This is a genomic window from Flavobacterium cyclinae (assembly GCF_021172145.1).
Lineage (GTDB): Bacteria > Bacteroidota > Bacteroidia > Flavobacteriales > Flavobacteriaceae > Flavobacterium > Flavobacterium cyclinae.
In genome coordinates this window covers 1,923,884-1,939,469 of record NZ_CP089095.1, presented here as the reverse complement: position 1 = coordinate 1,939,469, position 15,586 = coordinate 1,923,884, and the positions used below count along the sequence as shown (strand labels likewise).

Genomic DNA, 15,586 nt, shown 5'->3' with positions numbered 1-15,586 from the left:
AATCATTTTACAATGGCAAAGTGGAAAGAAAGAGCGGTATTATTATTTAAAGAAGATGGAATTCAAAAATTAGAAAATGCTAATGTACTAGTTGTTGGATTAGGTGGAGTAGGGAGTTTTGCTGCCGAGTTTTTAGCGCGTGCTGGAGTAGGAAATATGACAATTGTTGATGGTGATGTTGTTGATATTACCAATATCAATCGCCAATTACCAGCATTACATAGTACTGTTGGTGAACCAAAAGTAAAGATTGTTGGAGATCGCTTAATGGATATTAATCCAGATTTGAAATTAACACGTATTGAAGAATTTTTATCGCCAGAAAGAGCTTTTGAATTGGTTACACCAGAATTTGATTATGTTTTGGATTGTATCGACAGCTTAACACCAAAAATCAATTTGATTGTAGCTTGTAAACGCAAAAAAGTGAAAGTAATTAGTAACATGGGAGCAGGTGGTAAGTTTGAAGCCGAAAAAGTCCGTGTAAAAGATATTAGTAAAACCGATTATTGTCCGTTAGCGAAACAAGTAAGAAAGCGATTAAAATTAGAGGGAATATCAAGCGGCGTTAAAGTAGTTTATTCCTATGAAAGACCGGATTATGATAGCGTAAAAATGACCGACGGTTCTAACTTTAAAAAGTCGTTTTATGGTACAAATAGCTGGATGCCGGCTTTATTTGGTTTACATGCTGCCGAAACAGTTGTAAAGCATTTAATAGGAAAGAATAAATAAATGAAAACCCGATGAAAATCGGGTTTTATTATTCTGATTGTTTTGTTGGTGTATTAGTATCTGTTGGGTTTTCCGTTCCTTCAGTTGTAGTTTCAGTTTTAGGTTTTGGAATATATACTTTTTTCTTAACAGGAACGTATAATTCGGTTACCCATTTAGAAGGTTTGCGTTCTTTTGGTAAACTTACTTTATAAATTTCTATAAACTTCCCATTGTAAGTATCTTCTACAAAACCTTTTTTTCTAGCATAAGCTCTAGCTTTATTCCATGCATTTTTTCTATGCGAATAGTCACCAGTTAATGTGGCTTTTATTGCTAAAAATTCTTCAAAATGACCACCTGAAATTTCACTTCCAGGAGTTGTAAGAATTTCTTCTTCTACAGGAACACACATAGCAAATATTATATTGCTATTGTTTGATTTAATATTGTCATAAGTGATGAAAGGTAAACCTAGAATTTCAATATTATTTTTTTCAACAAATGACATCATGTTTTGTAACATCGATTTGGATACTTTTTGAAATTCAGCTGGGCTACAAGTATCAATTTGCTGAATATAGTTGGTCATATGTTTAGTAACCACTCCATTTAATTTTACATCAAATGTTTTTAATTCTTTTACTAAATACGTATTGATGTTATCTAGGCTTTCTTCTAATTTATCTCCAATTACATTATCAACTCCACCTTGCAAAACGCTTAATAATTTTAAATTAAAATCTAAATTACCTTTCATTTCCCAAGTAACAAGAACTCCTTTTTTTGTTTTTTGAAAACGCATTAAGGATTCATTCTTGTTTTCTGAAATCGTAATGTATTGAACCAAACTATCATTTGGTATATTTTTAATTGTATTAATTGTAGCTTCATTTGATGTCCATGCCAACCAATCTTGATTAGATGAAGAATCAGAAACAAATGAAAAAACAACCTCTTTTGAAATACTAATTTCTTTTTTTCTTAAAATTTTATAATCGCCTTTTTGGGTAGCAACGAATACAACAAAAGCAACGCTTAAAAGCAGTAATAGAAGTAGTATGTATTTTAATATTCTCATTGAATGGCATTGCTTTTTTTCAAATGTAAGATAATTAATCTTTCATTAAGAATTTTATCAAAAATAGAAAACCTATAAATATTAGAAAAAATAAAAAAATCCAATATGTCCCTTTATAAAAAGGTTTTAATGCTTTTAAGTCTTTTCGATATACTATAATCATAGTGATTACAAATGCAATAACAAAGAAAATAGCAAAATAGATTTGGCCTGTTGAAAACATATTGAAAATTTTCACAAAAGTAATAATTAAATACTATATAAAATTTCTAAATTTCGTGAAATTTTTAAGGATAATTATGCAAAAACAATTAAAAGCAGTACAAATATTTCATGAAACCTATGGTTTAGGTGTGAGTCAAGAAATGAAAGCCGATTTAGGTACATTAAAAAACGAACTTCGTTTTAATTTAATGAAAGAAGAAAATGAAGAGTATTTAGAAGCCGTTCAAAATAATGATATTGTTGAAGTAGCAGATGCTTTAGGGGATATGTTATATATTTTATGTGGTACAATATTAGAACACGGTCTACAACATAAAATTGAAGAAGTTTTTGATGAAATTCAACGTTCTAATATGAGTAAATTAGGTGAAGATGGAAAGCCAATTTACCGTGAAGATGGTAAAGTTATGAAAGGTCCTAATTACTTTAAACCCAATTTTGAAGAAATATTAAAATAGTCACAGTTTCCAATCACAGTTATCAGTGATTTATTTTTTCTGATAACTGTGACTGCTACTGCTTACTAAATTTTAACTGTCCACCCAAAGGTATCTTCAGCTAATTTATATTGAATATTAGTTAATTTTTCTTTGATTTCAAGTGCCATTGAATTTTCTAATTTAGGCAATTCATAATAGTGATCTTGGAATGAGAAACCAACAATAGGATTAATAACGGCTGCTGTTCCTGCTCCAAAAATTTCTTTTAAAGTTCCATTTTTAGCAGCGACAACAATTTCTTCAACTAAAACTGGACGAACTTCAACATTGATATTTTCTCTTTTTGCTAATTCAATAACACTTTTACGAGTTACACCATCTAAGATTCTTTCACTTGTAGGTGCAGTAAACAAGGTATCATTAATTCTAAAGAAAACGTTCATTGTACCCGCTTCTTCTAATTTGGTATGAGTAGCATCATCTGTCCAAATGATTTGTTGGAACCCTTGTTCGTTAGCTAATTTTGTTGGGTAAAACTGAGCTGAGTAATTTCCTGCAGCTTTCGCAGCCCCAATTCCTCCATTAGCAGCTCTACTGTAATGTTCGGCAATAATTACTTTAACTTCTCCTGAATAATATGAACGAGCAGGAGATAAAATAATCATAAAACGATACTCTTGTGATGGTGCCGCAATTACACCGTGACCAGTAGCAATCATAAACGGACGGATATATAGTGTGTTTCCTTTTCCTTTTCTAACCCATTCTTTTTCTATTTCTAATAATCGATGCAAACCACCTAAGAAAATATCTTCAGGAACTTCTGGCATTGCCATGCGGATTGCACTTTTGTTAAAACGGTGAAAGTTTTCATCAGGTCTAAATAACCAAACATCATCTTGCTGGTCTTTATATGCTTTCATTCCTTCAAAAATAGCTTGACCATAATGAAAAACTTTAGCTGAAGGATCTATTGTAAAAGGCGCATAAGGTTCTATAACAGGTTTTTGCCATGCTCCATTAACATAATCACAAACTAACATGTGGTCTGTAAATACATTACCAAAAGTTAAGTTTTCAAAATCTACTTCATTGATTTTAGAGTTAGGAGCCGAAATAATCTCAATTTCGTTTAAAGTTTTTAATTCCATTTAGGTTAAACTGTTATAAATTAATTTTATATAATCAACAAAAAAAATGTTGATTTTTGCGATTTGGTTGCAAATTTAATAAAAAAATCAAGTTTTGTTTTTACTTATTATTATTAATTATCAACAATAACATTTCTACTTTTTTTAATAAATAAGAGAATTTGCATCCAATCCAACTTTATTTGTTGGCCGAAAATAGAAAAAAAATCGTTATTTTTGTTGAAATTATTCACAAATAAAATGAAAAGAATTATTACACTTTCACTATTAACATTATCAATAGTTAGTTGTGAGCAGAAAAAAGAGGCACAGCCAGAAGTTGCAAAAGTAGATTATGCCGTTTTTGGTGATTCAATTTCTTCAGATGGTGCATTAACAAGTGCTGAAATGATGGAAAAATTCAAATCTTTAAAAGAAGGAGATACATTAGAAGTAAAATTTAAATCTGATATTAATGAAGTTTGTCAAAAGAAAGGATGTTGGATGACTTTAGATTTAGCTGATGATAAAGAAGCTTTTGTTAAGTTTAAAGATTATGGTTTCTTTGTTCCTAAGAATGCTCAAGAAAAAGAAGTTATTGTAAATGGGAAAGCATTTGTAAGTATTGAAAGTGTTGACGTTTTAAAGCATTACGCAAAAGATGCTGGGAAATCGCAAGCTGCAATTGATAGTATTGTAGAGCCAAAAGTTACGTATTCGTTCATGGCTGATGGTGTTTTAATTGCTAAATAATGAAACAAGTATTTTTATTATTATCTCTAGTTTTTTTGTTAATTTCTTGTGATAAGAAAGTGGATGAAAAAACAGCTGATAAAGAAGCCTGTGAAACCGATTCTAAAGCTAATAAAGACGGATTTGAAATGTACGAAATGTCTGAAATGGCGGCTTTGATGGAGCAAATGTATGTTGATAACCAACGTTTAAAAGAGCGCATCATAAAAGGAGATACGATTGGAAAATTTCCACAGCATTTTATTCGAATTCACAAAGCTGTTATGACCGATGAAACAGATAAAGATGCTTTTTTTGAAGAACAAGCGGCAAAATTTATCAAAGCTCAGGAGTTGATTTATGAAGATCCTAAGAATGCCAAAGAACACTTTAATAACGGAATTGATGCTTGTATTCAATGCCATGAAGTAAAATGTGGCGGACCAATACCGAAAATTAAGAAGTTGTATATTGAGTAAAAGAACTCATTAAATAAAAAAGGTTTAAGAGCTAGATTTCGAATTCTTAAACCTTTTCTTTTTGAATTTTTATGAAAAGAGAAATCATTATTACAAACGACGGTTCCACTACTATACATATCCCAGATTGGAATGAGAACTATCATTCTACTCATGGAGCTATTCAGGAAGCCAAACATGTTTTTATAAAAAATGGTTTGGATTTGTTTCACAATCAAAATTCGATTTCCATTTTAGAAATTGGTTTTGGAACAGGATTGAATGCATTTATTACTTTTTTAGAAACACTTAATAAAGAAGAAGTAAATTATGTTGGTGTGGAAGCATATCCAGTTGCTTTTGATGAAGTAAAACAAATGAATTATGTTACCGAATTACAAGCTAATCAATATCAAGAGATTTTCGATAAAATGCATACTTGCGATTGGGAAAGTAAACAAATCATTGCTGAAAATTTTCTTCTTACCAAGCGAAAACAATTTTTTCAAGATATTGAAGACAAGTCAAAATATAATTTAATTTATTTTGATGCTTTTGGATTTCCATTGCAACCCGAATTATGGAGTGAAACCATTTTTAAGAAAATGTATGACGCACTTTTGCCGAACGGTGTTTTAGTTACTTATGCATGCCGATCCGTTATTAAAAACGCAATGCTAAGTGTTGGATTTTCAATAGAAAAACTACCTGGAGCTCCAGGAAAACGTGAAATGTTAAGAGCTACAAAAAATGTATGATTTTTATTGTAAATTAATAATTTAATAAAAATTTAGCATTTTTTTTATGAACTAAATCGTTTTCGTAATGTTTTTTTGTTTATCTTTACATTAAGTTCTTATCCCAAAGTCTAACCTATTATTTATTAGAAACTATGCCTAGACCTATGTTTTCTTATACCAAATCAATTTTGGAAAGAGTAAGCTTTGATTCTAAATTATTTTGTAAAGAATTAGAAAAAGCAGTAAGAATTTTACTTCCTTACGAAATAGAGCAACTAAGAGATTGGCTTTTACAATTTACTCAAGAAAAGCCTGAATTACGTCAATGTTTAATTTATATAAATAAATAAAAGTCCTTTTTAGGACTTTTTTTATTTTAATTTCGGACTAATAATTTCAACATTATTAAAAGCTATAGCACCTCTTACAACGCCTGAGATAACTTCTCTTAGAGCATTGATAATATGAATTTTTAATTCGTTTTTAGGATAAATCAAACTAACTTCTCTTGCAGGTTTTGGATCTTTGAAAGCTTTTAATTTTTTTGCATTCTTATCGTTTAAATCTAAAGTATGCAAATAAGGTAATAAAGTAGTTCCTAAGCCTTCATCGGCTAATTTGATAAGAGTTTCAAAACTACCGCTTTCTAATTGAAAATGATTGTCTGAAATATATTTATTGTTTTTGCACAAATTTAAAATTCCATTTCTAAAGCAATGACCATCTTGTAATAATAATATTTTATCTAAGTCCAAGTCCGAAACTTCAATTTCTTTTTTATCTATAGACAAATGATGGTCAGGCACATAGGCTACAAAAGGTTCGTAATACAAAACAATTTCTTTTAAACTTTCTTCTTCTAAAGGAGTTGCTGCAATTGCACAATCTAAATGCCCGTTTTTTAACTTTTTGATGATTTCTTCAGTAGTTTGTTCTTCAATTATTAAATTAACTTTTGGATATTTCTTAATAAAATTATTTAAAAACATAGGAAGTAACGTTGGCATTACAGTAGGAATAATTCCAACTTTAAACTCGCCTCCAATATATCCTTTTTGTTGATCAACGATGTCTTTAATTCTACCGGCTTCATTTACAATGTTTTTAGCCTGATTTACAATTTTTTCACCTATTTCTGTTAGTAAAATTGGTTTTTTACTTCTATCAAAAATTAAAATATCCAATTCATCTTCTAATTTTTGTATTTGCATGCTCAAAGTAGGTTGTGTAACAAAACATTTTTCTGCAGCTAAAGTGAAGTTTTTATATTCGGCAACAGCCAAAACATAATATAATTGTGTAATAGTCATTTTTATTGATAAATTTTATACAAATATAAAAACTATAAATTATAGTTATATGTTCTTAAGGTTAAATTTTGTAAATTTGATTATATAAAAATAAAAATTATGAGCGTAAATAGTCTAGGATTACCCATCAAAGAATCAACGGAAATTGTGAATCATTTAAATGTTTTATTGTCTAATTTCCAAATATATTATCAAAATTTGAGAGGTTTACATTGGAATATTCGTGGTAAACGCTTTTTTGATTTGCATCTTAAGTTTGAAGAACTTTACAATGACAGTCAACTTAAAATAGATTTGATTGCTGAACGAGTTTTAACATTAGGAGGCACACCCTTACATACCTTTTCGGATTATATTTCAAACAGTAAGTTAAAAGTTGGAAAAGATATTTCTAAAGACACGGAAGCAATTCAGTTAATTTTAGAGTCATTATCCATTTTGTTACAAATAGAAAGAATCATTTTAGAGAAATCGGGTGAAATTAATGATGAAGGAACCAATTCCATGATGAGTGATTTTATTTCAGAACAAGAAAAGACCAACTGGATGTTAAGGGCATGGTTAGAAGAAGAAATTTAAATGAATTTTAAAAGGCTGTAAATTATTACAGCTTTTTTTAATGGGTAAGAATAGTAATACTATAAAATATTTTTATATTTGTTATATGAAATTTTTATCTGTTGTTTTTACTTTTCTATTTGTAGCATTTTTAGCTACTCCTACTATTGTGGGTATGATTGACAATCAGGTAGATACTTCTTATTTCTACAGTATGAGTGAGGAAGAAGAGCACGAAACTTCGTTTGGTTCTATCGAATCTATTCAGACTTCTACAATTTCAATATTCAATTTACTAACAGAGGGCGTTTCAAAACAAAATGTATTAATTAAAGTAAATACAAGTTTTGATAATTTGGCGCATCAAATATTTTCACCTCCACCAAATCATATTTAATACATTTTGAGTATAAAGACTTTATGAAGTCTGTTTTAATGGTATTAAATATTTTTTTATGAGTAATCACTCTTTATTTTCCAATGTTAGAGGAGATCTAGCATCTGGTTTAGTAGTTTTTTTAGTTGCATTGCCTTTATGTTTAGGTATTGCTTTGGCTTCTGGCGTTCCATTATTTTCTGGGATTGTTTCAGGAGTAATAGGTGGAATAGTAGTAGGTTTTTTGAGTAATTCTGCATTAAGTGTTTCTGGTCCTGCTGCGGGTTTAACTGCAATTGTATATGCCGCGATTTCTGTTTTAGGAAGTTTTGAAATTTTTTTAGCAGCTGTTGTAGTAGCTGGAGGAATTCAAATACTTTTAGGATATTTAAAAGCAGGAAGTTTTTCGAATTATTTCCCAACAAGTGTAATTGAAGGGATGTTAGCTGCTATTGGTATCATCATCATTTTAAAGCAAATTCCTCATGCTTTTGGTCATGATATCGATAATGAAGGAGATTTCTTTTTCATTGAAAAATCAGGGCATACTACTTTTGATACCTTATTTGAATCTATTAATTATATTCATCCAGGAGCTTTAATAGTTTCTATATTGTCCTTAATTATATTGATTTTATGGGAAAAATTACCTCAATTAAAGAAGTTTAAAATTATTCCCGGAGCATTAGTGGTTGTAATTTTAAGTGTTATATTAAATGAGTTTTTCATACAATCGGGATCAAATTATGCGATAGTAACTAAAAATCATTTGGTAAATTTACCTACAATCGATGAAATTAGTTCGAGTTTTGTATTACCTAATTTTTCAAAATTTTTTAGTTCTGATTTCATATTAATCTCTTTTACAATTGCGATAGTTGCTTCTATAGAAACTTTGTTGTGTATTGAAGCTACTGACAAATTAGATCCATACAAAAGATTTACAGATACCAATAGAGAGTTAAAAGCTCAAGGTATTGGTAATATTATTAGTGGATTTTTAGGTGGTTTACCTATGACTTCAGTTGTTGTTCGATCTTCTGCCAATATAAATTCAGGTGGAAAAACGAAGTTAGCAACCATTTTTCATGGACTATTATTATTTGTATTTGCTTTTTCAATTCCGTTTATATTAAACAAGATTCCTTTGGCTACTTTGGCTGCCGTATTAATTATGGTAGGGTACAAATTAGCTAAACCTAGTGTTTTTGTTCATCTTTGGAAAAGCGGATATTCTCAGTTTGTACCCTTTTTAGTTACCGTAATTGCTGTAGTTGGTATCGATTTATTAAAAGGGGTTGGTATAGGTTTGTTTGTAAGCGTATTGTTTATTTTATATCAAAATTTAAAAATTGCGTATTCTTTTAAAAAAGAATCATTTCATGATGGTGATTTAATGACCATTCAATTAGCCCAAGAAGTTTCTTTTCTTAACAAAGCGGCTATTAAAAACACATTGCGATATATTCCTGAAAATTCTAAACTTGTCATAGATGCTTCTAATACCAATTATATCGATTTTGATGTGGTTGAATTAATAAAAGATTTTATACATGTTCAATCAAAAGATAAAAATATCCAATTAACATTGAAAGGTTTTAAAGAACACTATAATTTGGATACTATAGCGTTTAAGCATGTAATAATTGAAAAAAATAGTAGTGATAATTAAATAAAAAAAATATGAGTGATTTTTATAAAAAAATATTAGAAAACAATAAAAAATGGGTTGAAAACAAGTTGGCTTTAAATCCAGAATATTTTAACAATTTAGCTGAAGGTCAACGTCCACCATTATTATGGATAGGTTGTTCAGACAGTAGAGTACCAGCAAATGAAATAATTGGTGCAGAACCTGGTGAGGTATTTGTTCATCGAAATATTGCAAATATGGTAGTGCATTCAGATATGAATATGCTAAGCGTACTAGATTATGCTGTAAATGCGTTAAAAGTTAAACATGTTATTGTTTGCGGACATTATGGTTGTGGTGGAATTAAAGCCGCTATGGAGAATAATTCGATTGGAATTATTGATAACTGGATTCGTCATATTAAAGATGTATATCGTTTTCACCAACATGAATTAAATTCAATACAAGATGAAAACGAGCGATTTAATAAATTTGTTGAAGTAAATGTTAAAGAACAAGTATTGGATTTAGCCAAAACATCTATTGTTCAAAATGCATGGAACAACGGCCAAGAATTATCGATTCATGGTTGGGTTTACGGATTAAATTCAGGTTATGTAACCGATTTAGGTTTGAACTTTAGTTGTGACAAAGATTTAGATCAAGTTTATCAATTAAAATTTTAATTTATTTGATTACCAAATCATATTTATTCAGCAATCCCGCAATATTATCTTTGGAAAATATAGCACGTTTTAATTTGTTTTTTTCGGGATCAATTATAAAATCATAGCTTGTTGCAAAATCAGTTTTATTAGCTGTTGTACCAATAAAAACGGCATGTCTTAAATTGCAGTTGTCAAATAAAGCTTCGGTTAAGTCGCTTTCCATAAAGTCAACTGCAATCATGCTACAATTTATAAATTGCATTTTTTTGAGTTTTAATCTATAAAATTGAGCATAATCCAGTAAGGTGTCTTTAAAATGAAACTCATATAAAATTTGATCTGTCATTGCAAAATTAACGGAAGTAAAATCACATTTGGTAAACCAAACACCGCGCAAAGAAACATGATTGATTTTTGTGCCTTTAAAATTGCAATTAATAAAGTTACAATCGATAAATGCCACCGCTACAAAGAAACATGTGGTAAAATCACAATTAGTAAAAGTACAATTTTCATATTCTTTGTATTTGATATCATTTTCTAAAAAAGTGATGTCAGTAAAGTTTTGATCAATAATAAAATCGGAATGCATAATAGTGTTTTTTTAAAATCCTTCAAAAACGCCTAATCCAAATAAGGCAAAATCATATTTAACGGGATCATTTGGGTCTAATTCTCTTAAAGTTTTATCTAGTTCTGCTAACGCTTTAGCATCATTTTGATTACGTGTTAATAGTCCTAATTTTCGTGCCACATTACCAGAATGCACATCTAACGGACAAGAAAGTGCTGCCGGAGTAATTGAATTCCATATTCCAAAATCTACTCCTTTATTATCATTACGGACCATCCATCTTAAATACATGTTGATACGTTTTGCTGCCGAACCATTTAATGGGTCTGAAATGTGCTTTTCTGTTCGTATTTCGTGTGGGATTTCAAAAAATAAAGATTTGAATTCCGATATAGATTGTTGCAAATTAGGATTTTCTTTCGAAAATACCGCTTCTAAGCCGTTATGAGATTGATAAATGTGTTGTAAACTTCTAATGAAACTTATAAAATCAGTTCCATTAAAAGTCCGATGTACAAATTTTTCAAGTGGTTTTAAATCGGATTCAGAATGATGAATAACAAAATCATAAGGCGAATTCCCCATTAATTCCACCATCTTTTTTGCATTATTTATGATCATTTTGCGATTTCCCCATGCAATAGTGGCCGTTAAAAATCCAGCAATTTCTATATCTTCTTTTAATGAATACAAATGCGGAATTTGAATAGGATCACTTTCAATAAAGGTCTTATTATTATACAATTCTACCTTTTCGTCAAGAAATTCTTTTAATTCAATTTTATTCATCTTTTATTTTTTTACTGTAAAAACCATCTTCCATTGAGGAAGTTCTGAGTTGCGGATAAAAAGAATAAAAATCTAATAATTTTTGATTTACACATGGCAAATTACCATTTGCAGTTTCGTATAAATTCGGTAAAAACGGACTATTTATTTTAAGGTTTCCTATCTCAATTTCTTGAAAATTCACGGTGTTATATTTCGAATTGGATTCGGGTTGAACAATTTGGCTATAATTAAATAAAGTGCTTTTTGATGGTTCTTTTATATCCATGAATAAAGAAAAAATTAATAATATTCCGGAAAAAACTAATAGAAAATTAGCTATTTGATTTGAAAAAATACGATGTATTTCATAAATGAGAACGCTGCCTAATAGGATAAAAGTTGGTAAGAAAAATCGATATTGTGGAGAATTTAAAAGTAAAAAAGTAAAATGAATTACTAGTATAATATATAAGGTTTTAAAGTTTGAAGTAGTCTTGTAAAATTTTGTAAATGGAGTTAGCAGTAATAGAAAAATGATACCTAAGTTAAATATCCTATTGATACCTTTTAGTTGAAACCAATAATTTAATTTTTCAAAAATACTGTAATCTTTACCTAGTGTTGCTTGATCTGCATAACCTAAATTGATGATGTTTTTATACATGTAATCCATGCTTTCTACAGGTAATTTCCAATCTAAATTCCAATCAAAAATGGATAATGGAAATAGGGGATAACCTGTGATAATACTATTTTTAAGTATCCAAAGGATTCCAAATCCTAAACAAATTAGAAAAAAAAATGAAATTGTTTTTTTATCTTTTATAACTAAATAAATGGCAAGTAATAGGAACGGAAGAGTGGTTAATTTTATGAATAGGAGGTACACAATAAATAAAAGCAAGGTTTTGATTTTTGCATTATTTAATTTCTCAAATGTAAATTCATAAAAAAGGATACTCAAGAAAACTAAAATCGGTAAATCTGGTGAAGGTGCATCAATAAATTGAAAGTAAATTATTAGAAATAAACTGTTTATGCTGATAAACAGATTTGAATTTTGATTGCTTTTTTCAACAAAGTAATAAATCCCTATTAAAAGTAGTAAACCATTTATATCATTTAAAGCAGATGTTATGAATGAAAAATTACAGCCACTTTGTAATACATGCCAAAAAGAACATTGTGCAAGAAAAGGATGTATATTTGAAAGTCCTTTTACAAAGCCAAATTCATTTAACCATTTAATAGTTTGAATATAATATGTTTCGTTGTCAAAAATACTAGGAGATTGAGCCGATTTTAGTGCAATAATAATGACATAGAATAAAAATAAAAATTTAGTTTTATTACTAAATTCTTTAAAAAATGAAATAAAAAAATCTTTTATTCTGTTTCTATAGAAATAACTTAAAATCAAAATTAGAAAACTATTAACAATGAAATAGATTTCATTAATAGCATGAAAAAAGGCAAAAACTCCAGTAAATACTGTTTGAAAAATAATTCCGTAGAATAGGATAAAAGCTTTGTTATTAGATAGTTTGAATTGCTCTTTAATTACGATTCCTGGAATGGAAAACATAAGTATTAATAGGAGCCAACTAACTAATATTGTTATCATTATTCAATTATTAATCCATCTTTCATTACTAATTTTCTATCTGCCATATTCGCTAGTTCTTCATTATGAGTTACAATAACAAAAGTTTGATTAAATTCTTCTCGAAGCTTAAAAAACAATTCGTGTAACATTTTAGCCGATTGTGTGTCTAAATTCCCAGAAGGTTCATCAGCAAAAATAACAGCTGGATTATTAATTAATGCCCTAGCAACCGCTACACGTTGTTGTTCGCCACCCGAGAGTTCGCTTGGTTTATGATGTGTTCTTTCTGATAAACCTAAGTAGGATAGGAGTTTTTTTGCTTCCGTTTCTACTTCTTTTTTATCTCTATTGGCAATAAATCCGGGGATACAAACATTTTCTAAAGCTGTAAATTCAGGCAGTAATTGATGAAATTGAAAAATAAAGCCCAAATTTAAATTTCTAAATTTTGATAGTTCCTTGTCTTTTAAATTTAAAATGGAAGTTTCATTAATTTCTAACGAAGTATCATTTTGTTTTGTGGGAACATCCAAAGTACCTAAAATTTGAAGCAACGTTGTTTTTCCTGCACCAGATGCTCCTACAATTGAAACAATTTCGCCCTTTTTTATGTTTAAATCGACGCCTTTTAAAACATGAAGCGTATCGTAATATTTATGAAGATTTTTAGCCGTTATCATTTTGGAACATTTTTACAAATTAACAAAGATTTTTACCGATTTAAAAAACTATTGTAACCCAATTATTAGTTTAAAATAATAAAGTTACGTTAAAAAGTGTTTTATGTTTAATTTTTTTATAAATTTGTTAAACAAAATAACCAATTTCATTTATGAGAAATACAATTAAAGGAATATCATTGGTTTTAAGTTTCATATTTAGTTCGTGTACGGCTAAAGAAAAACCTATTGTTAAAGAAGAAATAAAGGAACCTGTAAAAATTAAAGTAAAAGAAGGTATGGAAGTTGCAACATTTGCTGGAGGCTGTTTTTGGTGTACCGAAGCAATATTTTTAGAAATAAAAGGTGTTAAAAGTGTAGTTTCAGGATATATAGGTGGAAGAACAATTAATCCTACCTACAAAGAAATTTGTACAGGAGAAACTGGTCATGCAGAAGCAATTCAAATCACTTTTAATCCTAACGAAGTAGCGTATGAAGATTTGTTAGAAGTTTTCTTTGGAACTCATGATCCTACAACTTTAAACCGTCAAGGTGCTGATGTGGGAACTCAATATAGAAGTGAAGTTTTTTATCATTCAGAAGATCAAAAATTAAAAGCAGAAAATTATATACAATTGTTAGATAAAGAGAAATTGTATGACAAAAAAATTGTGACAAAAGTTTCTGCTGCTACAAAATTTTATCCTGCAGAGGAGTATCATCAAAATTATTACAATCAAAATTCAAGTCAAGGTTATTGCCAAATGGTGATAGCACCAAAATTAGAGAAACTAAGAAAGTATTATAAATCGAAATTAAAATAGAAGGGAAAAATTGCTATGAACACTACTATTGAAAAAGAGATATTCGACATAATTGGTGATAATCATCAAATGACATCGGTTGAAACACCGTTGCGTCCTGATGCTTTTGATAAATCTGATGCTGAAAAAATGGAAGTTATTGAGCATCATTTTGAAATCATTATGAAAGAATTAGGATTAGATTTAACTGACGACAGTTTGCAAGGAACACCACATCGCGTGGCAAAAATGTTTGTTCAAGAGATTTTTTCTGGATTAAATCCAGCAAATAAACCTAAGATTTCAGTATTTGATAATTCTTATCAATATGATAAAATGTTGGTAGAAGCAAATATCAGCTTTAATTCCACTTGCGAGCATCATTTTTTGCCAATTGTTGGGAAAGCGCATATTGGTTATGTTTCTTCAGGAAAAGTTATTGGATTGTCTAAACTCAATCGAATAGTTGATTATTATGCAAAGCGACCACAAGTACAAGAACGCATGATAATGCAAATCTTTAACGAGTTAAAATCGGTTTTAGAAACAGATAATGTTATTGTGGTGATGGAAGCAACACATTTATGTGTATCGAGTAGGGGAATTAAAGACGAATCTAGTTATACTTCAACTCTTCAGTATGGAGGTGTTTTTAATCAAAAAGAGTTTCGTGACGATTTCTACAAGATGATTCACAAAGAATAATAAAGAATGGCATTAGTTTTGTGTGATGATTAATAAATTAAATCATACAAAATGAAACAAGAGCAATCTTTTTCAAGTTCAATTTCTGAAAAAAATAAATTCAAAATGTTAGGATTGAGTTTATTATTTGATGCTATTGGAATGCTATCTTATCTTTTACCTGTTTTTGCAGAAGTTTCCGATGTGATTTGGGCACCCATTTCAGCAATTCTTTTACTAATTATGTATAAAGGAAACGTGGGTAAATTAGCTGCATTTTTTGGATTTATAGAAGAATTATTGCCTTTTGTTGATGTTATTCCAACTTTCACAATTACTTGGTTTTATACTTATGTCATAAAAAAGGAACACCCATAAAAAAAGCTCGATATTTATCGAGCTTTTTATTTTTTATAGAATA

Annotated in this window: 20 protein-coding genes; 13 read left to right on the top strand and 7 right to left on the bottom strand. The window is 29.2% G+C overall.

Annotated features, from left to right (window positions below):
• The first annotated feature begins 12 nt into the window (after window positions 1-12).
• Window positions 13-735 (top strand): tRNA threonylcarbamoyladenosine dehydratase, encoded by a 723-nt coding sequence (locus LOS86_RS09060; RefSeq protein WP_231841785.1) that lies wholly within the window; start codon window positions 13-15, stop codon window positions 733-735.
• 28 nt (window positions 736-763) lie between these two features.
• On the opposite strand, the gene LOS86_RS09055 is transcribed toward LOS86_RS09060, so the two are convergent.
• Window positions 764-1,795, bottom strand: a complete 1,032-nt coding sequence (locus LOS86_RS09055; protein WP_231841784.1) for a GyrI-like domain-containing protein — start codon at window positions 1,793-1,795, stop codon at window positions 764-766.
• 299 nt (window positions 1,796-2,094) lie between these two features.
• On the opposite strand from LOS86_RS09055, the gene LOS86_RS09045 reads away from it, so the two are divergent.
• On the top strand, window positions 2,095-2,478 hold the full coding sequence (locus LOS86_RS09045) for a pyrophosphohydrolase domain-containing protein (RefSeq protein ID WP_231841782.1): 384 nt from the start codon (window positions 2,095-2,097) through the stop codon (window positions 2,476-2,478).
• 65 nt (window positions 2,479-2,543) lie between these two features.
• Here the strand turns inward: LOS86_RS09045 and LOS86_RS09040 are convergent, their stop codons facing one another.
• Window positions 2,544-3,611, bottom strand: coding sequence for a branched-chain amino acid aminotransferase (locus LOS86_RS09040; protein ID WP_231841781.1), 1,068 nt, complete (start codon window positions 3,609-3,611; stop codon window positions 2,544-2,546).
• A 240-nt stretch (window positions 3,612-3,851) separates the two neighbouring features.
• Here LOS86_RS09040 and LOS86_RS09035 point away from each other — a divergent pair, with 240 nt between their 5' ends.
• The 4 genes from LOS86_RS09035 (at window position 3,852) to LOS86_RS09020 (ending at window position 5,870) form a co-directional block, all read left to right on the top strand.
• Window positions 3,852-4,343: a DUF4920 domain-containing protein gene (locus LOS86_RS09035; RefSeq protein WP_231841780.1), complete on the top strand. Its 492-nt coding sequence runs from the start codon at window positions 3,852-3,854 to the stop codon at window positions 4,341-4,343.
• Window positions 4,343-4,801, top strand: a complete 459-nt coding sequence (locus LOS86_RS09030) for a hypothetical protein (protein WP_231841779.1) — start codon at window positions 4,343-4,345, stop codon at window positions 4,799-4,801. Before LOS86_RS09035 ends, LOS86_RS09030 begins: the two co-directional genes overlap by 1 nt.
• 71 nt (window positions 4,802-4,872) lie before the next feature.
• Window positions 4,873-5,538: a tRNA (5-methylaminomethyl-2-thiouridine)(34)-methyltransferase MnmC2 gene (gene mnmC2, locus LOS86_RS09025; RefSeq protein ID WP_231841778.1), complete on the top strand. Its 666-nt coding sequence runs from the start codon at window positions 4,873-4,875 to the stop codon at window positions 5,536-5,538.
• Between the two features lie 134 nt (window positions 5,539-5,672).
• Window positions 5,673-5,870: a hypothetical protein gene (locus LOS86_RS09020; protein WP_231841777.1), complete on the top strand. Its 198-nt coding sequence runs from the start codon at window positions 5,673-5,675 to the stop codon at window positions 5,868-5,870.
• Window positions 5,871-5,891: 21 nt separating this feature from the next.
• On the opposite strand, the gene LOS86_RS09015 is transcribed toward LOS86_RS09020, so the two are convergent.
• On the bottom strand, window positions 5,892-6,830 hold the full coding sequence (locus LOS86_RS09015; protein ID WP_231841776.1) for a LysR substrate-binding domain-containing protein: 939 nt from the start codon (window positions 6,828-6,830) through the stop codon (window positions 5,892-5,894).
• A gap of 99 nt (window positions 6,831-6,929) precedes the next feature.
• Here LOS86_RS09015 and LOS86_RS09010 point away from each other — a divergent pair, with 99 nt between their 5' ends.
• The 4 genes from LOS86_RS09010 (at window position 6,930) to can (ending at window position 10,083) form a co-directional block, all read left to right on the top strand.
• Entirely contained in the window at window positions 6,930-7,409 is a 480-nt protein-coding gene (locus LOS86_RS09010; RefSeq protein ID WP_231841775.1) for a Dps family protein, read from the top strand.
• 85 nt (window positions 7,410-7,494) lie between these two features.
• The gene (locus tag LOS86_RS09005) at window positions 7,495-7,785 is read left to right on the top strand and encodes a hypothetical protein (RefSeq protein ID WP_231841774.1); all 291 of its coding nucleotides are present in this window, start codon (window positions 7,495-7,497) and stop codon (window positions 7,783-7,785) included.
• Between the two features lie 58 nt (window positions 7,786-7,843).
• The gene (locus LOS86_RS09000; RefSeq protein WP_231841773.1) at window positions 7,844-9,436 is read left to right on the top strand and encodes a SulP family inorganic anion transporter; all 1,593 of its coding nucleotides are present in this window, start codon (window positions 7,844-7,846) and stop codon (window positions 9,434-9,436) included.
• Between the two features lie 11 nt (window positions 9,437-9,447).
• Window positions 9,448-10,083: a carbonate dehydratase gene (can, locus tag LOS86_RS08995; protein ID WP_231841772.1), complete on the top strand. Its 636-nt coding sequence runs from the start codon at window positions 9,448-9,450 to the stop codon at window positions 10,081-10,083.
• Between the two features lies 1 nt (window position 10,084).
• Here can and LOS86_RS08990 read toward each other — a convergent pair whose 3' ends face one another.
• From LOS86_RS08990 to LOS86_RS08975, 4 genes are read right to left on the bottom strand one after another with little or no spacing between them, the layout of a single operon-like run.
• Window positions 10,085-10,657 (bottom strand): pentapeptide repeat-containing protein, encoded by a 573-nt coding sequence (locus LOS86_RS08990; RefSeq protein WP_231841771.1) that lies wholly within the window; start codon window positions 10,655-10,657, stop codon window positions 10,085-10,087.
• A gap of 12 nt (window positions 10,658-10,669) precedes the next feature.
• Window positions 10,670-11,428: a TIGR02757 family protein gene (locus tag LOS86_RS08985; protein ID WP_231841770.1), complete on the bottom strand. Its 759-nt coding sequence runs from the start codon at window positions 11,426-11,428 to the stop codon at window positions 10,670-10,672.
• Window positions 11,421-13,034, bottom strand: coding sequence for an LIC_10190 family membrane protein (locus LOS86_RS08980; RefSeq protein ID WP_231841769.1), 1,614 nt, complete (start codon window positions 13,032-13,034; stop codon window positions 11,421-11,423). The genes LOS86_RS08985 and LOS86_RS08980 overlap by 8 nt, the downstream gene beginning before the upstream one ends.
• A complete protein-coding gene (locus tag LOS86_RS08975) occupies window positions 13,034-13,696 on the bottom strand; it encodes an ABC transporter ATP-binding protein (protein WP_231841768.1) in 663 nt (220 codons plus the stop codon). The genes LOS86_RS08980 and LOS86_RS08975 overlap by 1 nt, the downstream gene beginning before the upstream one ends.
• Window positions 13,697-13,848: 152 nt before the next feature.
• On the opposite strand from LOS86_RS08975, the gene msrA reads away from it, so the two are divergent.
• Genes msrA through LOS86_RS08960 form a run of 3 tightly spaced genes read left to right on the top strand, consistent with a single transcriptional unit; the run spans window position 13,849 to window position 15,543 of the window.
• Entirely contained in the window at window positions 13,849-14,502 is a 654-nt protein-coding gene (gene msrA, locus LOS86_RS08970) for a peptide-methionine (S)-S-oxide reductase MsrA (protein ID WP_374107570.1), read from the top strand.
• A gap of 15 nt (window positions 14,503-14,517) precedes the next feature.
• Window positions 14,518-15,186 (top strand): GTP cyclohydrolase I FolE, encoded by a 669-nt coding sequence (folE, locus tag LOS86_RS08965; RefSeq protein ID WP_231841767.1) that lies wholly within the window; start codon window positions 14,518-14,520, stop codon window positions 15,184-15,186.
• A 51-nt stretch (window positions 15,187-15,237) separates the two neighbouring features.
• The gene (locus LOS86_RS08960) at window positions 15,238-15,543 is read left to right on the top strand and encodes a hypothetical protein (protein WP_231841766.1); all 306 of its coding nucleotides are present in this window, start codon (window positions 15,238-15,240) and stop codon (window positions 15,541-15,543) included.
• Window positions 15,544-15,586 lie beyond the last annotated feature (43 nt).

Bases quoted from the DNA above. Each gene is read 5' to 3' on its own strand.
- LOS86_RS08975 (WP_231841768.1), bottom strand. From the start codon at position 13,696: ATGATAACGGCTAAAAATCTTCATAAATATTACGATACGCTTCATGTT.
- LOS86_RS09040 (WP_231841781.1), bottom strand. From the start codon at position 3,611: ATGGAATTAAAAACTTTAAACGAAATTGAGATTATTTCGGCTCCTAAC.
- folE (WP_231841767.1), top strand. From the start codon at position 14,518: ATGAACACTACTATTGAAAAAGAGATATTCGACATAATTGGTGATAAT.
- can (WP_231841772.1), top strand. From the start codon at position 9,448: ATGAGTGATTTTTATAAAAAAATATTAGAAAACAATAAAAAATGGGTT.
- LOS86_RS09030 (WP_231841779.1), top strand. From the start codon at position 4,343: ATGAAACAAGTATTTTTATTATTATCTCTAGTTTTTTTGTTAATTTCT.
- LOS86_RS09060 (WP_231841785.1), top strand. From the start codon at position 13: ATGGCAAAGTGGAAAGAAAGAGCGGTATTATTATTTAAAGAAGATGGA.
- LOS86_RS09015 (WP_231841776.1), bottom strand. From the start codon at position 6,830: ATGACTATTACACAATTATATTATGTTTTGGCTGTTGCCGAATATAAA.
- LOS86_RS09000 (WP_231841773.1), top strand. From the start codon at position 7,844: ATGAGTAATCACTCTTTATTTTCCAATGTTAGAGGAGATCTAGCATCT.
- LOS86_RS09055 (WP_231841784.1), bottom strand. From the start codon at position 1,795: ATGAGAATATTAAAATACATACTACTTCTATTACTGCTTTTAAGCGTT.
- LOS86_RS08990 (WP_231841771.1), bottom strand. From the start codon at position 10,657: ATGCATTCCGATTTTATTATTGATCAAAACTTTACTGACATCACTTTT.
- LOS86_RS08960 (WP_231841766.1), top strand. From the start codon at position 15,238: ATGAAACAAGAGCAATCTTTTTCAAGTTCAATTTCTGAAAAAAATAAA.
- LOS86_RS09020 (WP_231841777.1), top strand. From the start codon at position 5,673: ATGCCTAGACCTATGTTTTCTTATACCAAATCAATTTTGGAAAGAGTA.
- LOS86_RS08980 (WP_231841769.1), bottom strand. From the start codon at position 13,034: ATGATAACAATATTAGTTAGTTGGCTCCTATTAATACTTATGTTTTCC.
- LOS86_RS08985 (WP_231841770.1), bottom strand. From the start codon at position 11,428: ATGAATAAAATTGAATTAAAAGAATTTCTTGACGAAAAGGTAGAATTG.
- LOS86_RS09045 (WP_231841782.1), top strand. From the start codon at position 2,095: ATGCAAAAACAATTAAAAGCAGTACAAATATTTCATGAAACCTATGGT.
- LOS86_RS09010 (WP_231841775.1), top strand. From the start codon at position 6,930: ATGAGCGTAAATAGTCTAGGATTACCCATCAAAGAATCAACGGAAATT.
- mnmC2 (WP_231841778.1), top strand. From the start codon at position 4,873: ATGAAAAGAGAAATCATTATTACAAACGACGGTTCCACTACTATACAT.
- LOS86_RS09035 (WP_231841780.1), top strand. From the start codon at position 3,852: ATGAAAAGAATTATTACACTTTCACTATTAACATTATCAATAGTTAGT.
- msrA (WP_374107570.1), top strand. From the start codon at position 13,849: ATGAGAAATACAATTAAAGGAATATCATTGGTTTTAAGTTTCATATTT.
- LOS86_RS09005 (WP_231841774.1), top strand. From the start codon at position 7,495: ATGAAATTTTTATCTGTTGTTTTTACTTTTCTATTTGTAGCATTTTTA.